This is a genomic window from Collimonas silvisoli (assembly GCF_018305005.1).
In the GTDB taxonomy this organism is placed as follows: Bacteria; Pseudomonadota; Gammaproteobacteria; order Burkholderiales; family Burkholderiaceae_D; genus Collimonas; species Collimonas silvisoli.
This window is the reverse complement of record NZ_JAGQEG010000068.1, coordinates 1-19,509: the sequence shown is the minus strand read 5'-3', so window position 1 is coordinate 19,509 and position 19,509 is coordinate 1. Positions and strand designations below refer to the sequence as shown.

Here is a 19,509-nt window from a genome sequence, read left to right as displayed (position 1 = left end):
GCTACAATCTTTTTCTCAGGCGACGATCACGGCCTGACTGGTCGGCATCCCCGAAAAATCGGTCCAGCAACGGCACCGGAAATCGTACAGCTTGCAACGCCGCGCCGTATCGAAATACCAGCGCCAAGAGAATTTCTGGATCACGATGCGCAGCGGCAGCATGGTTTCCAGAATCTGCTGCGCCTCTTGCAGGCGATACAGCGGGATGCTCATGTCAACGTGATGCGCAGTGTGCTCCATGATGTGATGCAAGAGCGTGCCGATGCGGTAGCGAAAGGTCAGGTGCACGGTGGTCGAAACGAAAGGCTGCGCCGCCGCCCACACGCTTTTCCGGTCGTACCAGGCGACCCCGGTATGCGTGTGATGAACGTAGACTACAAAACCGATCATCGCATTCCAGAACAGGAAAGGCAGTACAAAACCCGCCGCCAGCGTCAGCCAGATCGCTTGGCCGGTCGCCAGTGCGGCCGCCGCCAGCGCCGCGATCCAGACCATGGCCGCCGCCGTCACCAGTATCCCGTCCCAGATAAATACCGGCCGCCGCGTCGGCATGTGCCGCCGGCTCGGAAAATACATGCGCTGCCACCACATCTCGACCAGGTAGTACAACCACGGCCCCCAGCCGCTGCGATAGATCCGTTCCAGCCATTGACGCCAGCGCGGCAGGGCCTGAAATTCTTCCAGCGACAAGGGATGCCAGACAAAGTCGAAACCTTTCAAATTGGTATAACCGTGATGCACCACGTTATGGCCGACATCCCACAGGCTGTAAGGCGTCAGCGAAGGCAGGAAAACCAGGCGGCCGAGCCAGCGGTTGAGACGCCGGTGCGGGGTGAAGCTTTGATGGCAGGCGTCGTGGCCGAGAATGAACAGGCGGCCGATGATGAAACCGGCGACAGCACCGAACAACAATTTTGCCGCGACTTGCCGCAGGCAGACAGTGGCGACGATGGCCAGGCCAAACAGAAGCAGATCGAGCAGAACCAGAGCCACTGCGCGGCTGGTGCTGCGTTGCCCGATCGGCAGCAGCCAGGAACGGATGACTTTGCGATGCGGCATCGCTACCGACGGCGACACCGGGTTGGGCAAATGGGGGAGGGACATTTGAAAAAACCTTTGACGAAGAAATGAAACGCCGGCTGATGTTAGGCGATTTAAAACAGCCGGACGTTGACTTCGATCAAAGATTTGCGGGATTGCGGGTCGTTCTTAATTTTTGACATGTCAGAAATATATGCTGCGTCGCAAAGAAAAATATATATAATTTCCGCACGGCAATTTTTGCCCTTCATGATTCAACGCTGGTCTTCCCCAGACCAAGTGGGTCTTGATTTAACCCAGCAAAGTACGGCCATAGGATTTTCCGACGGGAATCATCTTTTGGCTGCAGCATTTCGGTCTGCAAAGCAAGGTTTTTTCTTTCCCCCTGAAAAGGGCTCAAAAATGATGGTTTTTGGAGAAGAAAATGAATCGGAATTTGAGTAGATTTGCGTTAATTCTCAGCTTCGCCTGTTTTTCTATCAGTTCCGTAACATTCAGCCCGGCCCTGGCCGCCACAGTCACCAGGCAAATATCCAGCAGCGGCACAGTCAGGATTCCAGCCACCACCATCGGCGTCGATGGCTTGTCGTCGCCCGAAACATCGCCGGTATTTTCGAACGTCCCTAATCTTGCCGATGGCCCCACTGCTGCGGGTACCGCAGGCGCCGCCGGTAAAAGCGCAACGCAAAGCACCGCCAACGTGCTGGCGCGCGTGGCAAAGTTCAAGATAAACCGCAGTATTGCCAAGGCACAGGGCAAGGGGGAGTGGGCCGAAGCGCTGGACAAAGATGTGCCGGACCGCCGGGTGCAAATCAGTTTTGACGGCGAAAATTCGCGCAACCAGCGACTGGCAAACAACAGCAACCAGTTTTCCATGGAACCGCCCGATCAGGGGCTCTGTGCGGGAAACGGTTACGTCATGGAATCGCTGAATGACGTCATGAAGATCTATAACCGTAAAGGCGTGGCATTAAGCGGCGATATTGCGCTCAATACATTTTATGGCTATGCGCCGGCAATTAACCGCCAGGTCAAGCCGCGCGTTTTTGGGCCATCGATTACCGACCCGGCCTGTTATTTCGATCCGGACGCAAGACGCTGGTTTCATCTGGTTCTGACGCTGGACACCGATCCTGCGACCGGCGCGCAAACCGGCAGCAATCATCTCGATCTCGCGGTCAGCTCGTCCGCCGATCCACTCGGCAGCTGGACCGTGTACAAGATTGCCGTGCAGGATGACGGCACACAGGGCTCGCCGCGGCATCCAAACTGCCCTTGCCTGGGCGATTATCCGCACATCGGCGCCGACGCCCATGGCATTTACCTGACCACCAACGAATTTCCATTTTCCGGCGGATTCAACAGCGCGCAAATATATGCCATATCGAAAAAAGCGCTGATCAGCGGCACTGCCTCGATTCAAGTAGTGCAGCTGGACACTGCCGATTATCTGCTCGACGGCAATCCGGGGTTCACGGTGTGGCCGGCGGTGTCCCCAGCCGGCGATTTTGAACGGGGCAACCACGGCACCGAATATCTCTTGAGTTCAGTCGCCGTGTTTTCCAATACAGGCAACGATAACCGTCTGCGGGTGTGGGCAGTTGGCAATACCGAATCTCTGGATGACGCCACTCCTGCGCTGACACTTTTGCATAACGTCGTCAACGTCGATAGTTATGGCGTGCCGCCTGCAATCCCGCAGAAACCGGGCAGTGCGCCCCTGAGAGATTGCCTGAACGATCGCAGCCTGGTGACGCCTGCCGGCGTTGGATGCTGGAACTATCTGACCGCAGTCCAGCCGGCAGTCGCGGAAACCCTGGTGGCGATCGATCCCAACGATTCGCGCATGCAACAGGTGTTTTTCACCGGCGACCGCTTATACGGCGCACTCGACACCGTGGTCAATGTCGCCGGCCAGGAACAGACGGGGATTGCCTACTACGTGCTGAACCCTTCTGTTTCGTCCAATCTCACTAGCGCGTCGGTAATCAAGCAAGGCCAAATAGCGATTGCCGGCAACAGCGTTACGCGGCCGGCAATCGCTGCACTGCCTAACGGCAAAGGCGTGATCGGCTTTACCTTGGTTGGCGCGGATCACTATCCGAGTGCGGGCTATATTCATTTCAACCGCGACCGGGGTCATCGGGGTGAGTTGGTCAAGGTCATCGCAAACGGACTCGGGCCTGACGACGAGTTCGGCTCGTATAACGCCTTTGGGACGCCGCGCAGCCGCTGGGGCGATTATGGCGCGGCGGCGGTTGACGGCAACGATATCTGGCTGGCTAACGAATACATTGCGCATGCCTGCACGCTGGCGCAATACACCGATCCTGCCGCGCTGTTCAGCTGCAATGGAAGCCGCGTCGCCCTGACTAATTGGGCAACCCGTATCAGCCGCATCGAGCCCTGAAGCCTGTTTCGTAGTTAACATTATCGGCGGCTCCATTCGTGGAGCCGTTTTTTTATTTGTCTGGCCATCTCCGAAGCGGGCCTTCAGGCGACAAATCCCGCCTCGCAAATGGTTGATTCCGCAGCTCTTGAGGATGGCCAAGTAAGGAATTTCTGATGCCAGCTTCCTTCTTGCTTACATAGAAATCACGATTTCCCGATGACTCCCGTTTTCCGTATTGATTAAAATTTCCAATTGGAAATATGTGAAGTCTTCCAAGGCCTCACATAGCCGGGCTCTTATCTCAACTCTCGAAGGTCGCAAATGAAACGTAAAGACAGCACAGATGAATATATAAAAAACGCAAACAGATTGCTGGATGCGGTCATTACCAGACTCGGGCTCAAGAACGACGCCGCGCTTTCACGCTACCTTAAAGTGCGGCCGCCGGTCATCAGCAAGATTCGCCATGGCCGGCTCTCGGTTGGCGCCTCCCTTTTGATTACTATTCATGAAGCCAGTGAATTATCCATTGCTGAATTGAAGAGCTTCTTGCAATCGAATGATCCTCCGTCGAAGGGCTTGGCATGATAAGCTGCCGGCCAGGCAAACCGGGGATTACCGCTATCGCTCAGGAGCCGTAGATATTGACTTGGCATGAATTAAAGTGTTTCATCCGAGGAAACTTATTCATCCAACTATAAAAAAGGCGATTGGATCGGGAATGCCGTTGATCTTGCGCTGGCGTTATCGCTTGATTGTGCTGCTGTGGCTGATTTGCATGCCGCTGCAGGTACTTTGCCAGCAACTGCCGTTGCGCTACTACAACCAGAGCGATGGCCTGGGGAATCTGGCCGTCACGGCGCTGGCGCAAGAGCAGGGAGGCTATCTCTGGATCGGCACTCAAGGCGGATTATTCCGTTACGACGGCGCGCGCTTTCAACGCTTTGAGTTGAGCCCCGGTTTGAGCAATCCGTTCATAACGAAATTGCACGTCGATGGCAGCGGTCGATTGTGGGCCGGCACCAGCGACGGATTGTATCGATGGCAGGGGCAGCGCTTCGTGCCGATGCAGTTTCAAAATGCCAGGTTCACCTTCCACGAGGGGCAGACCTTCGCAAGCTTTGGGCCGGATCGTCTGCTGGTGCTGAGCCAGGATCGATTGTGGCTGTTGAAATCGGACGATCACGGCCAATCCTGGCAGGCGCAGGAGTTTTTCGACGCGGCGCAACTGTCGCATTACCCCGAGATGCGCAGCCTTTTCAGCATTCATGTCGGCCCGCAAGGAGACCTGTGGCTGGGGTGCGGACAAGCTTTGTGTCATTACGATCAGGGAAAGCTGGCCGTCTTGGGCAAAGCCAGCGGTTTACCCGCCGAAAATTGGCGGGCTATATTGCATGACCGGCAAGGGGCGCTCTGGGTGCGTGGCGACAGCCACATATTCGTGTTGCCGGCGGGCGGCCACATGTTCCAGGATCGTTCACCCGGGCAAAGAGGGCAGAAAAAGGCAAACGCGGTTCCTTTCCTGGTGATGGATGCAGGCGGCCGGATGTTCAGCAGACAGGATCAAGGCATCATCCGCTGGAGTGGCAAGCGCTGGGAATCATTCGACGAGTCCAGCGGGCTGACAGTTGGCGGCGGCGTCAACTCCATCCTGGTTGACCGGGATGGCGGCGTCTGGCTTGGATCGCTAGGGCATGGCCTGATTCATTGGACAGGCTATCCGAATTGGGAGAACTGGACATCCAGGCAAGGCTTGCCCAGCAACGTCGTGCTGTCCTTCCTGCGCGACCGGGAAAAGCTGCTGCACGTCGGCACCCGTTCCGGTTCCGCGATATTGCAGAAGCCCGGACACTTTTCCATTGCGCCGGGAACCTATGGCGGCAGCTCCTACCAGTGGGGGGAAATGGTTGAAGACGCCAAGGGCAATCTCTGGGCAGGCTCGATGTCGGGATTTCTGGTGCGTCGCGGCCGCGGCGCAGAAGCCGACGTCAAGATCGCAAAACTGCCCTTCATCGGCGACTTGTTCTTCGATGCGTCAGGACAACTCTGGATTGCCACTGCGGCCGGTATTTACCGCATCAGGCAACCGGAATCCGATCCGGTGCCGGTAAAGGTCACGGATTTTCCGTCAATCGAGAATATCAATGCCTACCAGGGATGCCTGGGCCGGGCGGGAGTGCTGTGGTTTGTCACCGATAAAGGCGTGTTGCGTTTTGATGGCGCGCATTGGCGCAAGCAGCGATTCAAGCCGGCAGCACAGGTTTTCCAGCCTAGCACCATCGCTTGCGGCCGTGACGGGACATTGTGGCTGGGCGGCGAAACCGGGAGGATCTGGCGCGCCACCGAGCAGGGCGAGGTGCTGGAAATAAACGACGTCACGCCGCCGTTGCTGCTGGATCAAACAGTAATATCGCTGCTTGAAGATGGCCGCGGCTGGCTATGGGTGGCGACAGGGGCGGGAATCGGCGTATGGAATCGCACGCAATGGCGGTTTTTCAATCAGGATAGCGGCCTGGTCTGGAATGACACCAATCAGAACACTTTTTATGAGGATGGCGACGGTTCGATGTGGGTGGCAACCAGTAACGGGGCTTCCCATATCTTGCGGCCGGAGTCGCTGTTCGCGCCGCTGCAGCTGGGGGTGCTGGTGGAAAGCATCGATCGCGACGGGGCGACGCTTGCTCTCGACCAGCCGGTCCGCCTGCCGTGGACCTCGGGGCCGCTCAATTTCAAGCTGGCTGCGCTGTCATACCAGAATCGCGAGACCCTCAATTTCCGTTACCGGATGCAAGGCCTGGAGCCGGACTGGGCAAAGACCAATATCCCGGAAGTGCGTTATGCGGCTTTGCCTCCCGGCCGTTATCATTTCCAGGTGGCCGTCGATAATCCCGCCATGCAGGCTTATTCTCCGACGCTGGAAGTCGAGGTCGTGATTCTGCCGCCGTGGTGGGGGACCAAGACTTTCCGTGCCGTCTGCGGTTTGCTGCTGATGCTGCTGCTGTTCTTGACGCATCGCTACCGGGTTCGCTGGCTGATTGCCCGCCAGCGTCTCAAGGAACAACTGGCGCGTGAGCGCGCCTATGAACTGGAGGCGTCGCGCGAAGAGGAACGCAAACACCTGACACGCGAAATTCACGACGAATTGGGACAGCACCTGTCGGCGCTGCGCATGGGGGTGTCGGTGGTGGGGCTGGAGTTTGGTGAAAAAAATCCATCGCTGCAAGGGAAAATCGAACGCATGGTAACGCTGGTGGACGCCACCATCAAGGTAGTGCGCAACGTCGTCTCGTCGCTGCGGCCGTCGGCGCTTGACATGGGAGTGGTGTCGGCACTGGAATGGCTGAGCGAGGAGTTTACAGGACACACCGGCATTCCATGCAGCCTGGACGTGTGTGAGGAAAACATCGTCCTGGATGATACACGGGCGACCACCATTTTCCGCATCGCCCAGGAATCGCTCACCAATATCAGCCGCCACGCGCAAGCTAGCCAGGTGAAAATCAGCCTGGAGAGAATCGACAAGCATTACGTGCTGCAGGTGCGCGATAACGGCATGGGATTCGATACTGCTCTGAGCAAAAAGAAATCGTTCGGCCTGATCGGCATTCGCGAACGTACCTCCATGCTCGGAGGCGAGGTTGCCGTCTTCAGCGTGCCTGGTGTCGGCACCACAATCAAAGTGTCGATTCCCGTCGCCGATGAAGCGCTGAATCAATGAGGGCGAAGATCGATATTATTGGCGATATTGCGCAATCAATTACTCGATCAGATTGTAGGTAATCGCGTAGCGCACCAGCTCGGCGTTGTTCTGGAAGTTCATCTTTTGCATCAGCCGCGCCTTGTGGGTGCTGACGGTTTTGTTACTGATCGACAGTTCTTCGGCAACCTGGTTGACGCTTTTGCCGCGCACCAGCAGGCGCAGGATGTGGAATTCCCGGTCGGACAACATTTCATGGGGCGGACGCTGATCGGAACTGCTGGATTCGAACACCATCTGCTCCGCCAGTTCAGGATCGATGAAACGACCTCCCGCAACCACTTTGCGAATCGCGTTCATCAGTGTTTCCGGTTTGTTATCCTTGGTCAGGTAACCGGAGGCGCCGGCTGCCAGCGCCCGCCGTGCAATCGGCAATTCATTGTGCATGCTGAGCACCAGAATCGGCGGATAGGATTCATGGGCGCGGATGCGCTGGATAAGATTGACGCCGCTGACGCCCGGCATGGTCATGTCGAGCAATACCAGGTCGATGCCGCCCGCATGCACGGCGTCCAGCACCTGGCCGCCGTTGACGGCTTCTCCGGCGACCGCCACCTCTTTGCCAAGGGCAAACAATTGTTTTAACCCTTCACGCATAATCGCGTGATCGTCGGCAATCAGTACTCGTATCATGAATCCCTCAATTTCTTGTGGATAGGAATGCCTACCCTGATTATTGTTCCTTGATCCGGCATGCTGGAAATTTCAACTTCACCCTCCAGCATCAGCACGCGTTCGCGGACGCCGATCAGACCGAAGGTTTGTTTTTTTTGTAATAGCGAGTTGAATCCCTTGCCATTATCGCGCACCTCCAGCAGGTAATGGCTTTCTTTTTGCTGCACTGTGATCTGGACTTCGGTTGCGTCCGCATGACGGCTGATATTGGTCAGCGATTCCTGCGTAATCCGGAAAATTTCGGTAGCGCGTTTTTCATCCAGATGGATATCCTCTTCAACCACGCACAACATGCATCGTATGCCGGGGTGTCCACGGTTGAATTCTTCCACCAGCCATTCCAGTGCAGGCACAATCCCCATGTCGAGCGCTGACGGGCGCAACCAGGTCACCAGGTTGCGTACTATCCGAATCGTGGAATCGACCAGCGTTATCATGCGCTGAATTATTGCTTGCGACGACGCATTATCTTCATTGTATTGGAGCTCGAGGACTGACATGCCCATGCGCAATGCCGACAGGCACTGTCCCAGTTCGTCGTGAATTTCACGCGACAGGTGCCGACGCTCATCTTCTCTTGCGGTTACGTTGTGCGCAGCCAGTTGCCGCAGCAGTAGCTGCGATTCTTCAAGACGGCGCTGGGTTTCTTTCAGGACGGTGACGTTCTTGCCGATCGCCAGCGCGCCGATTACTTCGCCATCCGGGTTGCATTCTGCTACGACGTGGAAGGCATAATCGGCAGTTTGCAGATCCGCTTTGCCCCCTCTGAGAAAAATCTGCGCAGGGATCCTGGTTTCCATGACTTTGCATAGCGTCGCGTTGAATTCTTCGCCCGAGATGCCGGTCCGCCATTTTGCATCCGGCATTTTGTTCATCGATTGTCTTGCCGGAATGCCGGTTTCCTGTTCATAGGCAGGATTGACGTAGGTGCGTCGGCAATTGCGGTCGTATCGCACCACCAGATCGGGCAGGTTTTCAGCCAGCGTGCGGAATTCCTGCTCGCGCTTACGCAACAATTCATCCACCTGTTTGCGTTCGGTGATGTCGCGCCCGATCGCAAGCACGCCGGTGGTCGGCCCGTCTTCGTCTTTCTTGGGGATAAAGCGTATCTCAAAAATGCGTTCCCCCTCCGACGTTATCCGTCTGTTTTCTATCGTATGGGGCGCCCCTAGCCGGATGGTTTCTTTGATGTATTTCCCCAGTTGTTCATCCGGATCGAACTGCAACTCGTGCGGCGTTTTACCGATGAAATACTCGGCGGACCGACCGGCAATCTGCGTGATGGACGGATTGACGTATGTATGGCGGCCTTGCAAATCAAAACGAGCAATCAAATCGGGCAGATTCTCGACCAGCGTGCGCAGTCTCATTTCGCTTTCCTTGAGAGCGGTGATGTCCCGTCCCAGCGACAAGACACTGATAACTTGCCCGCTCGGGTCCAGTTCAGGCATCAGCTGGAATTGAAAGCAACTGGTTTTGCCGTCCGGGGAGCGCATATAGAGCTCGGTTTCCTGCTTCACGCCGCTCTGCAGGACTTGCTTTATTGCGTGTTGATATTCCGCTGTCTCGTTGCCACTCAATGCAAACTCGATAGGAGTTTTACCGAGCATGTCATCTGCCGGAATACCGGTGATATGCGTCAATGCGGGATTGACGTACAAGCGTCGGCAGTCCCGGTCGTAACGGACAACAGTATCGGGAGAATTTTCCACCAGGGCGCGAAACTCCTGTTCTCGCTTGTATAAAAGCTCTTCCGTATGTTTGCGGTCGGTAATGTCGCGCACCAGCGCGACGTTGTAACTGCGGCCATGGTATTCGAAATATCTGGTGCTGACCTCTACCGGGAAGATGCGTCCGTCCTTGGTCTGATGGCGAGTTTCGATCTTGTTGGAGCCATGGATCTTGATGTAATCAAAGCATTCAGGCCAGCGCTCCGCCGGCCAGTCGGGGTCGATATCGGCTACACCCATGCCAAGCAATTCCGAGCGGCTGTAATTGAGCGCTCGACAGGCTGCATCGTTGACATAATGAAAGCGGGCGTGCTGATCGATCAGGAACAGGCTGTCGTTGATTTGATTCAGGGTGAATTCGGCCAGCGCCAGATCCTGCGGGCAGATATCCAGATTCGCCAGATCCGCCTTACCGACGAATTCATCGGCGGATGCGAGGCCGAAGGCGTCGACAAACGGCCGGTTGACGGCGAGAAAGCGGCTTTCCGTATCTTTAAGCCAGGCCAGGAATAGAAAATTGTCGAACAATATGCTGCGTTGATGATCCTCGTCCAGGCGGTGCTTCTTTGGTGATGCCTCCTCGCCAATGCAGATAAGCTGAGAGAAGAAATACAGGAGTCCTCCACACGCGTCACGCACTGGCGAGATGTGTAACAACCTCCGGGCGATTTGGCCGTTTTTGCGGATATATCGCGATTCCAGGCGCAAGCCGTCGGCCGTGTCATAGATCAATCGATCAAATGCATTCTGGATTAAAAGCCGGTCATCAGGATGCAGGATGTCTGCGAAATGCTTGCCGATCAATTCTTCTGCTTCATGTCCGAGGAATGCGCGCATTGCGGCATTGAGCGCCAGGAAGGTTTGGTCCGGGCTGACGATCATCGACGCAGTTGCAGACTGCTCGAAGATTTTTTGAAAAAAATCTTCCCCATTGAGTGGCAAATTTATGGCGGGCTCATTTCGCATAGAGGTCATTTAGATAGCTTTTTACGGCGGAGTCTGGTGTATCGCAGCTGCTCAGCAATCTCTTGCCGAGCACCTGAAATAACCGATCGCTATCGATTGTAGTGCGGCCTTATCCATTTTTGCTATACATGACTTGAAGCCTGATGGACCCTCTTCAGCGGTCGCAACCGTGATCCCGGCCTGCGCAGGAACGAGCGATCACGGGAAGAAGCGCGATTTTCATAGGGGCGCGGGGCGATGACAGTTTCGGGAGTGGTCACGCACGCAGGCATTGACCTACATCAAAGGCGGAAATGCCTACGATAAATTCAAGAAATTCCCACAGTGTTTTTGTCGTTTTTAACTCCAGGCTTGCCGGCTAAGGATATCCCTACATTAAGATCAGGATGCGCCGATATTTCCTTAATGGAAGAATTGTTATTCTAGATTTAGTTGTGTTTCATTTTTGGCGCGATTATATTCCCCGCTTGCAGATGCGCAAAGAACCGTGCTGGCCGGCTTGCGAAAGCGCTTGTTTGTAAAATCACATCTGAAGAGAAAGTCGACATGGTCACGGCAAGTAAAGGTTTTACGCTGATCGAAATGATGATCACGGTCGCCATCATTGCAATCCTGTCGGCCATTGCCTATCCGAGTTATACCGATTACGTGCTGCGAGGTTATCTGGTGGACGCCACCAACGGTATGTCCGCCGCGCAGGCACAAATGGAGCAGTTTTATCAGGACAATCGGACCTACACCGGTTTCGATAAAGTGATTCCCTCTCTTTGTCCAGCCACCACCTCAAATTTCAGTTTTGCTTGCCCTCCTAACGCAACCGGCACCGAATATACAATCACGGCCACTGGTTCAGGGCCTGCCGCTGCATTCATATATACATACACTTACACGGTTGCTCTCGGACTGGTAAAAGCCACTGTAAAAACGAAGGCAAGTTGGGGCGGTGCATGTCCCTCTGCCTGGATCGTCAAAAAGGGCCAGTCATGCACGTGATGCAGCGCTTGTCGGAAGAGCGAGGGATGAGTCTGGTCGAACTGATGATCACAATTGCCTTGGCAATAATTTTGATGGCCGTCGCCGTACCTTCGTTCTCCGCCTGGATTCAGAATACCAAGATCAGGTCCACCGCCGAGGCGCTGCAAAACGGCATCCGGCTGGCAAAAACCGAGGCGGTGCGGCGCAGTCGGCTGGTCGATTTCCGGCTGACCGCAGTAACGCCGGAAAAAGGTGCTGCAACCTCCACGAGCGGCACTAACTGGTACGTGCAGCAAAACGACAATTTTAAGCTGGACACCGATTCAACCGATGCAAATTACAATCTTTTCATCCAGGGTTCCTCGCTATCCGGCGCGAATGCCAATGTCACTGTTGCGGGTGACGTCGATACGCTGACTTTCAACAGCCTTGGACGCCTGAATCTGAACGGGGCTGGCGCAGCCCCCCCTTATCAATTTCAGATCAAGGGAACGAGCAGCGGTAGCCGCAACCTTCGGGTCATCGTCACGCAAAGCGGTCAGATTCATCTGTGCGACCCTCAAATCACTTTGTCCAGCACAACTCCGACGGGATGTTAATGATGAATGACTCCCTGATGAATTGCTCCCAGAAACAGCAAGGCGGCTTCCTGCTGATCGAGGTCTTGGCGGCGATCCTGATCTTTTCGTTCGGCATCCTCGGCCTGGTTGGGCTGCAAGCCTCAACCATCAATAATTCCATCAGCGCCGAAGACCGCAGCCAGGCAGCGTTGCTTGCCGATAACCTGGTTGCCACGCTATGGAACAAGAGCAAACTGGTCGGCAGCAGTTGCGACCTGCTGTGCGCGGCCGACGCCGGCAACGCCACCGACTACACCAACTGGCAGGCCAAGGTGAAGACGGCGTTCCAAGGTGGCAGCGGAGTAGCCACGCTCGACGCCAGCAATGCTAGCCTGGTCACCATTACCATTAGCTGGACCTCCGCTGTAAAGACCAATACGGCGACCGCCAGCCATACCTATACTACCGAGGTAGTGGTGCAATGAAAAAACCATTGAAAAGCAGCATAGCGCCGCTGAGCCCGTCATTCCAGCACGGCCTGAGCCTGATCGAGTTGATGGTGGCGCTGGTTATCGGCCTGGTGGTGTCGCTGGCGATTTTCAGCGTGATCTCGATCAGCGAAGCGCGTAAAAGAAACACCACCGGCGCCAACGACATGAACCAGAGCGGCGCCTTCGCGCTGTATCAGCTGGATCAGGCAATCAGGAGCGCCGGCACCGGGTTTTCCCAGGAATACACCCTGACCTTCGGTTGTGCGATCAACGCCAAGAATAGCGGCAAGGCAGTGATCCCGCCAGCCACGCTGCCGACGCCGTTTTCCAGCCTGACGGCGAATATCGGCGGCTCCTACCGTATGGCGCCAGTGATTATCTCGCAAGATCCGAACGGCAAGCTTTCCGATACGCTGATCGTGATGGCCGGCGCTGCCGGCTATGGCGAAATGCCGATCGAGTCAACCAGTGTCCCCTCTGCCACGCAGCTGCACCTGTTGAATACGCTGTCTTTTGCTGCGGGGGGAGGGCAGCAACTACTGGTGGCTGATCGTCCTAGCCAAAGCGCCGGATCGCTTCCTGCATGTCTGATTGAATCTGTCGATAGTACGTATGCCGGCCCCCCTAGTACCGGTGTTTTACCGCTGGGCGGAAAATTTTATACCGCAGGCACCGACAAGACGCTAACCAGCTATTCTTCCAACTCGGTTGCGCTCAATCTCGGGGTCAATCCGTCATTCCAGCTTTATGGCGTAGGACCGAATAACTCGCTGGTCGCCTTCGATCTGTTGAATGGAACTGCGGCCGGCACTGACCTGATAGCCGACGGCGTGGTGGAAATGCACGCTATCTACGGCGTTGACAAGGCCAACAACGGCACTATTGCATGGACTGCGCCGTCAGGCAGTTACGCTGCCAGCGTACTGCTGGATGGCAGTGTCAATGCCGGCAAACTGATTGCCTCGATCAAGTCGATCCGGATCGGCATGATTACCCGTTCGGCTGTCGAGGATAAGAACTCGGTTTCACCAGCGACCTTGCCCGCCATGTTCGAGGGCACTCTGTCCTATGCCAAGACACTGAGCGACGCGGAAAGAAAATTCCGATACCGGGTGCTGGATGCCACCATTCCCTTGCGCAATGCGCTTGCAATCAGCAACTAAGGAGGGCGCGGCATGACCATTATGACCATATTTCCCTCTACTCAATTACTCCGCGCTGATTTGCTTTCGACCCCTAAAGCTAGGTTGAAATCAAGCCAGAACATCAGGCAGCGCGGATCGGTCATGTTCATGGCCCTGATTTCCCTGCTGATACTGATGCTGGCCAGCGTTGCACTGATCAGCTCGACCGACACATCTTTGCTGACGGCCGGCAATCTGGCCTTCAAACGCGATCTGGCGAATCAGGCTGAGCGTGCCGTAGCGCAGGTCAGGACCCAGTTTGTCAGCGGTGCGCTGGTGTCGCAGACGGTTTTGTACAGCGACCAGCCGGATCAAAATTACTGGGCCCATGTTTTGCCCTCGACAACAGCATTGCCGGGCATCCCCGCTGTATTGACCGCATCGACAAAAAAAGACGACATCATCGACACCGCCACAGGCATCAGGCTGCGTTATGTGATCGACAGGATGTGCGTACCGGGCGCCACGGTTCCCGATAAATCGACTTGCACCATGGGTTCGTTTGTCGATGACAAGGGCGGCAGCGGCGGTCAGACCAAGGTGAATGCGGGCCTGGGGCCGGTCTATCGGCTCACGGTTATGGCGCTCGGCCCGCGCAATACTCAGACGTTTACCCAGATTACGTTCACTCACTAAAGCGCAGGCGGTTGACGGGCGCACTTTTACCCGTTTGGCATAAACAGGAGCATCAGTACATGAATCGAATCCCTAAGTTGCTGCAGGCGCCACGTTGGCTCAGCCGCCTGCTGTTAGCCGTGCTGATGCTGGGCAGCGTATGCGCCACGCAAGCGCAAACCGCGCTGAACGACACGCCGATGTTCAGCAACATTATCGTGCCATCCAATGTATTGCTGACCCTATCGGTTGAATATCCTACGGCGACCAGCCGTGCGCATACCGGCGCATATGCATCGAGTTCAACCTTTATCGGTTATTTTGATCCTGATAAATGCTATGACTACGACAATACCAACGGCTATTTTACGGCGAGCAAGGCGGCCACAAGTCACGTCTGTTCGGGGCAATGGAGCGGCAATTTCCTGAATTGGGCGACTACCTCAACCATTGATCCCTTCCGCTGGGCGTTGACCGGCGGTTATCGTGCAGTAGACACCACGACATCCACGGTATTGCAAAAAAATTATATGCCGGCAAGTCAAGGCGGAGTAGGGTTCTTTCCTGTCCAGGCAATTGTCAAGGATGCAGCGACGATAAGCGGCGCTACGCCATTTAGCGGCAAAAACTGGAATTCCATTTATGTGCGTGTGTATGGCTTCGGCACTTCGATGCGGGTGTCGAACAGCAATGACAAAACCACCATCAGCGTCGACGACACGCCCGGCACTTTCGGGGCTTTCGCCGCCACTGCATATACGTCGGGCGGAAAGAATATCCCGGCGTCGAGCACGACTGACGGCGCTACTTTCGATATACCGGTATTGGTCAAGGTCTGCGACCCGAATGCGGTATCGCTGGAAGCCAACTGCACCCAGTACGGCAGCAATATATACAAGCCGACCGGCTTGATTCAAGACAATGCCGATAAATTACGCTTTGCGGCGGTCTCCTATCTGAATGATTCGAGCCTCTTCCGCGATGGCGGCGTATTGCGCGCCAAGATGAAATCAGTCGGCCCCAAGACGCCGGTGCCGGGATCGACCAGTGTCGATAATCTGCAAAAGGAATGGGATCCTGCTACCGGCATCTTTGTCGATAATCCCGATAGCAGCGACGCCGCCGCCACCGGGAAAGTCACCGGCAGCACCATCGCCAACAGCGGGGTCATCAATTATTTGAACAAATTCGGCTTTGCCAGCCAGATCTACAAGAGTAATGATCCGGTCAGCGAATTGTATTACACGGCGATCCGTTATCTCAGGAACGCGGGCAGCGTTCCCGAATACACCAATGGCCTGAATGCCGCCATGGCTGACGGTTTCCCGGTAATTACCAGCTGGGACGATCCGGTCCAGTATGCATGCCAAAGAAATTTCATTATCGGTATCGGCGATGCAAACACCCATGCCGATGCCAATCTCCCCGGCAGCACCATTGCCAACTCTGGCGTGGAACCAGCCATGCCGGCCTCGGTTAAAGCGGACGTGCCGGCAGCATTGCCGAACCCGGTGCCGGCAAGCTATGTCAGTAGCGGCCCCATTAACGTCACGGATGCAACCAATGCGGTTGGTGCGCTGGAGGGGATGGGAACACTAGGTAAAGCGAATCTAAGCTGGTGTTGCGATCATAGTACCTATTTTATTGCCGGCCTTGCCTACGCGGCACATACCAGCGATTTGCGGCCCAACGACTTTCTCGATCCGAAGACTAAGACCAAGTTGTTCACGACCACCGCGGCCACTTACTGGCTGGATGTGATGGAAAAAAATATAGAGCGTAAAAAAAATCAATACTGGCTGGCCGCCAAATATGGCGGCTTCGCAGTTCCTGACGGCTACAGCACTTATGGCAATACCACGCCGCTGGCGCAATCAAGCTGGAACAAGGCCGGCGCTACGGACAGAAACGGTGATTTAAGACCGGATAATTATTATGACGCCGGCAAGGCCGATTTGATGGTGTCATCGTTGACCGATGCCTTTAAGAAAATTACTGCGGCGTCGCAGTTTTCTTCGGCGCTGGCGGTAGCGTCGCCGGTGAGTATTACCGATGGGACGGTCAGCTACAGCACGCAGTATTTCGCAGCTAATTGGTCGGGCGATTTGATTGCCAGTAAGCTGACGTTCGATGCCACCACCGGACAGGCCAGCGCCACCGTATCATGGAATGCACGCCTGCTGCTGGAGACGCAAGCGGCTATCACCGGCAGCGGCAGCAGCCAGGTCAACGGCTGGGATACGCAGCGCTTCATCGCCACCAGCGACGGCGGCAAAGGCGTGGCGTTTCGTGCCGCCAATATCGGCAACGCAGGCAATGCCGCAGCCCTGGCCGTGTCTGGCGCGACCACCACCGACGTCGTCAATTTCCTGCGCGGCGACCGCAGCAAGGAAGGCAGTCCATTCCGTCAGCGTGCTTATCTGCTGGGCGATATTGTGACGTCGAAGGCTAATCCGGTGGGCGTGCCGGCGGCAACCTACGCGGATTCCAGCAATCCAGGCTATAGCAGCTTTGTCAGCGCCCACGCAACGCGCGGCACGGTGGTGTACGTTGGCGCCAACGATGGCATGCTGCACGCTTTTGACGGTGCATTGAGCGGCGGCCAAGAGCTGTTCGCCTATGTACCCAGCTTCTTATACAAGGGACCAAGCTCCACTCCCGCGGTGAACGGCCTGGCTTCGCTGACCAGCGCCAGCTACATCCATCATTTTTTTGTCGATGCGACACCGGTAGAGACCGATGTCGATTTTGGCAACGCCGGCAATGCCAACGCTGGTAGCGCCAACGCCTCTCCCGATTGGCGCTCCTTATTGGTTGGCGGTCTGGGCAAGGGCGGCAAGGGCTACTATGCGCTTGATGTCAGCAATCCCGGTACGCTCAGTAATGAAACCAATCTTGCCCACGCTGTCATGTGGGAGTTTACCGACTCCACCATGGGCTATAGCTACGGCCCTGCGGTTGTCGTGAAAACCGCCAGGTATGGCTGGGTGGTGATCCTGACTTCGGGCTACAACAATGCCGATGGCAAAGGCTATTTTTATATCGTCAATCCCAGCAACGGCAAATTGCTGGAGCCGCCGATTTCGACCGGTGCCGGCAGCGCAAGCGCGCCGGCCGGCTTGGCTCAGGCAACCGCCTACGTCGGCGACTATACCGATTACACCGCCGACGCCGTATATGCCGGCGATCTGCTGGGCAATGTATGGCGCCTGGATCTAACCAAAACCACAGGCGCCGGTTACGATGCGCCGACTCGGATCGCTTCACTGACGGATTCGTCCAGCGCCGCAGCGGTACAGCCTGTCACCACGCGGCCATTGATTGAAGTCGATAAAAATTCGTTGAAACGTTACGTGCTGATCGGCACCGGCAAGTTGCTGGCGGATAGCGATATCAAGAGTAGCCAGATTCAAACCTTCTACGCCATCAACGATGGTACCGGGACCAAGTTCGATACCACTGCGACCTTGCCGGCCGTGGTCGGAAAATATCCGATTACCCGCGCCAACCTGAATAACAATACCGATGTAACAAGCGGCATAGGCGCCACTCCCGCAAAACCGTCAGGCTGGTATATCGATCTGGCGCTGAATGGCAACAATATTGCGCAACGGGTTACGTCGCAAGCCGCAGCAAACGGCGGCATAGTGGCATTTGCTGCAAATCTGCCGGATGGCGATGTCTGCACTCCCTCGGGAAGCAATAATGTCTATGCCGTCAGTTACGATACCGGAAAGTCCCAGTTTGCCAATCTGACATCCGTGGCTACATCGGGGTTGAATACCGGCATTTATTTTGGGAATGTCAATGGAAAAATTGAGGTGGTAACGACCAGCGCCGACGGCAAAGCCAAATTTACACCGCCCGACACCCCTGTGCATGATCCATTCAATCGCTTGAACTGGCGTCAGATTCCGATTGCGAATTGATGGTTTGCGTAGCGTCTTGTCGAGACAGGAATTGGGATGCAGCGGATTTAGACGGTGTGAAGCGCGATATGCGTCGCTTGTTTGGTGTTGCGGCATCCCTTTTAATCCACATGTCGGTATTGATACTGTGGCGGCATCAGGTGGAGATCACAGGATTGGCGCCGGTGCTTGCCGCTGGTGGCCAGGAACAACGTATCGATGTGCAGTTGTTCGCGGCGGCGCCGCTCGTCGCAGCAGGTGCGCCGTCGCCAATTGCAGGGAGCTCGGCAAGGTCGGTATCTAAGGAAACGCTGCCCGCCAGTCTGCCTCAGGACCGCGACAAGATCGGCAAGACGGCATACCTTCCGCCGGCGCCGATATTCTATGGCCCGCAGGAGGTGGACAAGGGCGCCTTGCCATACAGTGCGCCCGATCCGGACGCGTTGACAGACGTTGTCGCGTCGGGGCTGCCGATCCGCGTGCGCCTGTATATCGACGCCAGCGGCGCGGTGGTCGGTGTCGAGAAATTACAAGCTCTTGCCGACGATCAGCCGGCACTGGAGCGAATAGAGAAGATGTTGCGCGGCACCGCTTTCATGCCGGCCAGGTTAGCGGGAGCCGATGTGAATTCATACCAGGACCTGGAATTTCATATCGGTCCGGAACTGAATAAGAGCGGTGCAATGAAATAGGGTGCAAGAGATGACGACGCATGTCACGGATGCATGGATGAAAAACAGGAGGATTGATAGGCGATGAAAATGACAACTCATAAGACCAACGATATGTGGCGATTTATACAGTCGCAAAATAGTCATCTGAGAATGATCGACTTGGCGGTGGCAAGTATCTTGGGCGGATTGGCCGGGGGAACACTGGGGACTATCATTGTAATCCGCTGGCATAGAGAGGGATGGAGCGCGGACCTGTATCTGATGAGCCTGTTGTGCATCGTCGGGATCAGTGCGCTCCTTGTGTACGGCAGCCTGGCCCTGGAGAGGAGCAGGGAAGATGCGCCACGGCAGATCGAACGGCGCCGCGATCCCGCATAGGCAGGCGCTCGGGGCCGTATGGAGAAGATTGTTCCGGGTGTCGGCGTTTGAAAAAATGATGAAGCCGCGCTTGAGGTTTTCGGAAGGCGCCTACGTCTAAGTTTTGCATCCCTACATCAAGATCAGGATCTCCTGATATCTGCATATCCAAACTCTCCCTATT

General features: G+C 55.8%; 15 protein-coding genes. 12 read left to right on the top strand and 3 right to left on the bottom strand.

Annotated features, from left to right (window positions below; translation table 11 throughout):
- Positions 1–15 precede the first annotated feature (15 nt).
- Positions 16–1,104 carry a fatty acid desaturase gene (locus tag KHU33_RS17765; RefSeq protein ID WP_230414357.1) on the bottom strand — a complete coding sequence of 363 codons (1,089 nt, stop codon included), beginning with the start codon at positions 1,102–1,104 and terminating at the stop codon, positions 16–18.
- Positions 1,105–1,170: 66 nt separating this feature from the next.
- On the opposite strand from KHU33_RS17765, the gene KHU33_RS17760 reads away from it, so the two are divergent.
- The 4 genes from KHU33_RS17760 to KHU33_RS17745 all read left to right on the top strand — a co-directional run bounded on the left by KHU33_RS17760 (position 1,171) and on the right by KHU33_RS17745 (position 7,151).
- The gene (locus tag KHU33_RS17760) at positions 1,171–1,485 is read left to right on the top strand and encodes a hypothetical protein (protein ID WP_211465319.1); all 315 of its coding nucleotides are present in this window, start codon (positions 1,171–1,173) and stop codon (positions 1,483–1,485) included.
- On the top strand, positions 1,466–3,451 hold the full coding sequence (locus KHU33_RS17755) for a hypothetical protein (protein WP_211465317.1): 1,986 nt from the start codon (positions 1,466–1,468) through the stop codon (positions 3,449–3,451). Before KHU33_RS17760 ends, KHU33_RS17755 begins: the two co-directional genes overlap by 20 nt.
- 303 nt (positions 3,452–3,754) lie before the next feature.
- Positions 3,755–4,021, top strand: a complete 267-nt coding sequence (locus KHU33_RS17750; RefSeq protein ID WP_211465315.1) for a hypothetical protein — start codon at positions 3,755–3,757, stop codon at positions 4,019–4,021.
- Positions 4,022–4,154: 133 nt separating this feature from the next.
- Entirely contained in the window at positions 4,155–7,151 is a 2,997-nt protein-coding gene (locus KHU33_RS17745) for a sensor histidine kinase (protein ID WP_211465314.1), read from the top strand.
- 39 nt (positions 7,152–7,190) lie between these two features.
- Here KHU33_RS17745 and KHU33_RS17740 read toward each other — a convergent pair whose 3' ends face one another.
- Both KHU33_RS17740 and KHU33_RS17735 read right to left on the bottom strand, forming a co-directional pair.
- Positions 7,191–7,823, bottom strand: a complete 633-nt coding sequence (locus KHU33_RS17740; RefSeq protein ID WP_092351259.1) for a response regulator — start codon at positions 7,821–7,823, stop codon at positions 7,191–7,193.
- On the bottom strand, positions 7,820–10,561 hold the full coding sequence (locus KHU33_RS17735) for a PAS domain-containing sensor histidine kinase (protein ID WP_268907129.1): 2,742 nt from the start codon (positions 10,559–10,561) through the stop codon (positions 7,820–7,822). The genes KHU33_RS17740 and KHU33_RS17735 overlap by 4 nt, the downstream gene beginning before the upstream one ends.
- Positions 10,562–11,107: 546 nt before the next feature.
- On the opposite strand from KHU33_RS17735, the gene KHU33_RS17730 reads away from it, so the two are divergent.
- The 8 genes from KHU33_RS17730 (at position 11,108) to KHU33_RS17695 (ending at position 19,346) form a co-directional block, all read left to right on the top strand.
- On the top strand, positions 11,108–11,554 hold the full coding sequence (locus KHU33_RS17730; protein WP_211465305.1) for a type IV pilin protein: 447 nt from the start codon (positions 11,108–11,110) through the stop codon (positions 11,552–11,554).
- Positions 11,554–12,135, top strand: coding sequence for a GspH/FimT family pseudopilin (locus KHU33_RS17725; protein ID WP_230414360.1), 582 nt, complete (start codon positions 11,554–11,556; stop codon positions 12,133–12,135). Before KHU33_RS17730 ends, KHU33_RS17725 begins: the two co-directional genes overlap by 1 nt.
- The gene (locus KHU33_RS17720) at positions 12,135–12,581 is read left to right on the top strand and encodes a PilV family protein (protein ID WP_230414355.1); all 447 of its coding nucleotides are present in this window, start codon (positions 12,135–12,137) and stop codon (positions 12,579–12,581) included. Before KHU33_RS17725 ends, KHU33_RS17720 begins: the two co-directional genes overlap by 1 nt.
- Entirely contained in the window at positions 12,578–13,750 is a 1,173-nt protein-coding gene (locus tag KHU33_RS17715) for a PilW family protein (RefSeq protein WP_211465347.1), read from the top strand. Before KHU33_RS17720 ends, KHU33_RS17715 begins: the two co-directional genes overlap by 4 nt.
- A 123-nt stretch (positions 13,751–13,873) precedes the next feature.
- Positions 13,874–14,407 (top strand): pilus assembly PilX family protein, encoded by a 534-nt coding sequence (locus KHU33_RS17710; RefSeq protein WP_211465302.1) that lies wholly within the window; start codon positions 13,874–13,876, stop codon positions 14,405–14,407.
- A 59-nt stretch (positions 14,408–14,466) separates the two neighbouring features.
- Positions 14,467–18,315 (top strand): pilus assembly protein, encoded by a 3,849-nt coding sequence (locus KHU33_RS17705; protein WP_211465300.1) that lies wholly within the window; start codon positions 14,467–14,469, stop codon positions 18,313–18,315.
- Between the two features lie 68 nt (positions 18,316–18,383).
- Positions 18,384–18,986 (top strand): hypothetical protein, encoded by a 603-nt coding sequence (locus KHU33_RS17700; RefSeq protein ID WP_211465298.1) that lies wholly within the window; start codon positions 18,384–18,386, stop codon positions 18,984–18,986.
- Between the two features lie 69 nt (positions 18,987–19,055).
- Complete coding sequence (locus KHU33_RS17695) at positions 19,056–19,346, top strand: hypothetical protein (protein ID WP_211465296.1); 291 nt, start codon at positions 19,056–19,058, stop codon at positions 19,344–19,346.
- The last annotated feature ends 163 nt before the right edge of the window (positions 19,347–19,509 follow it).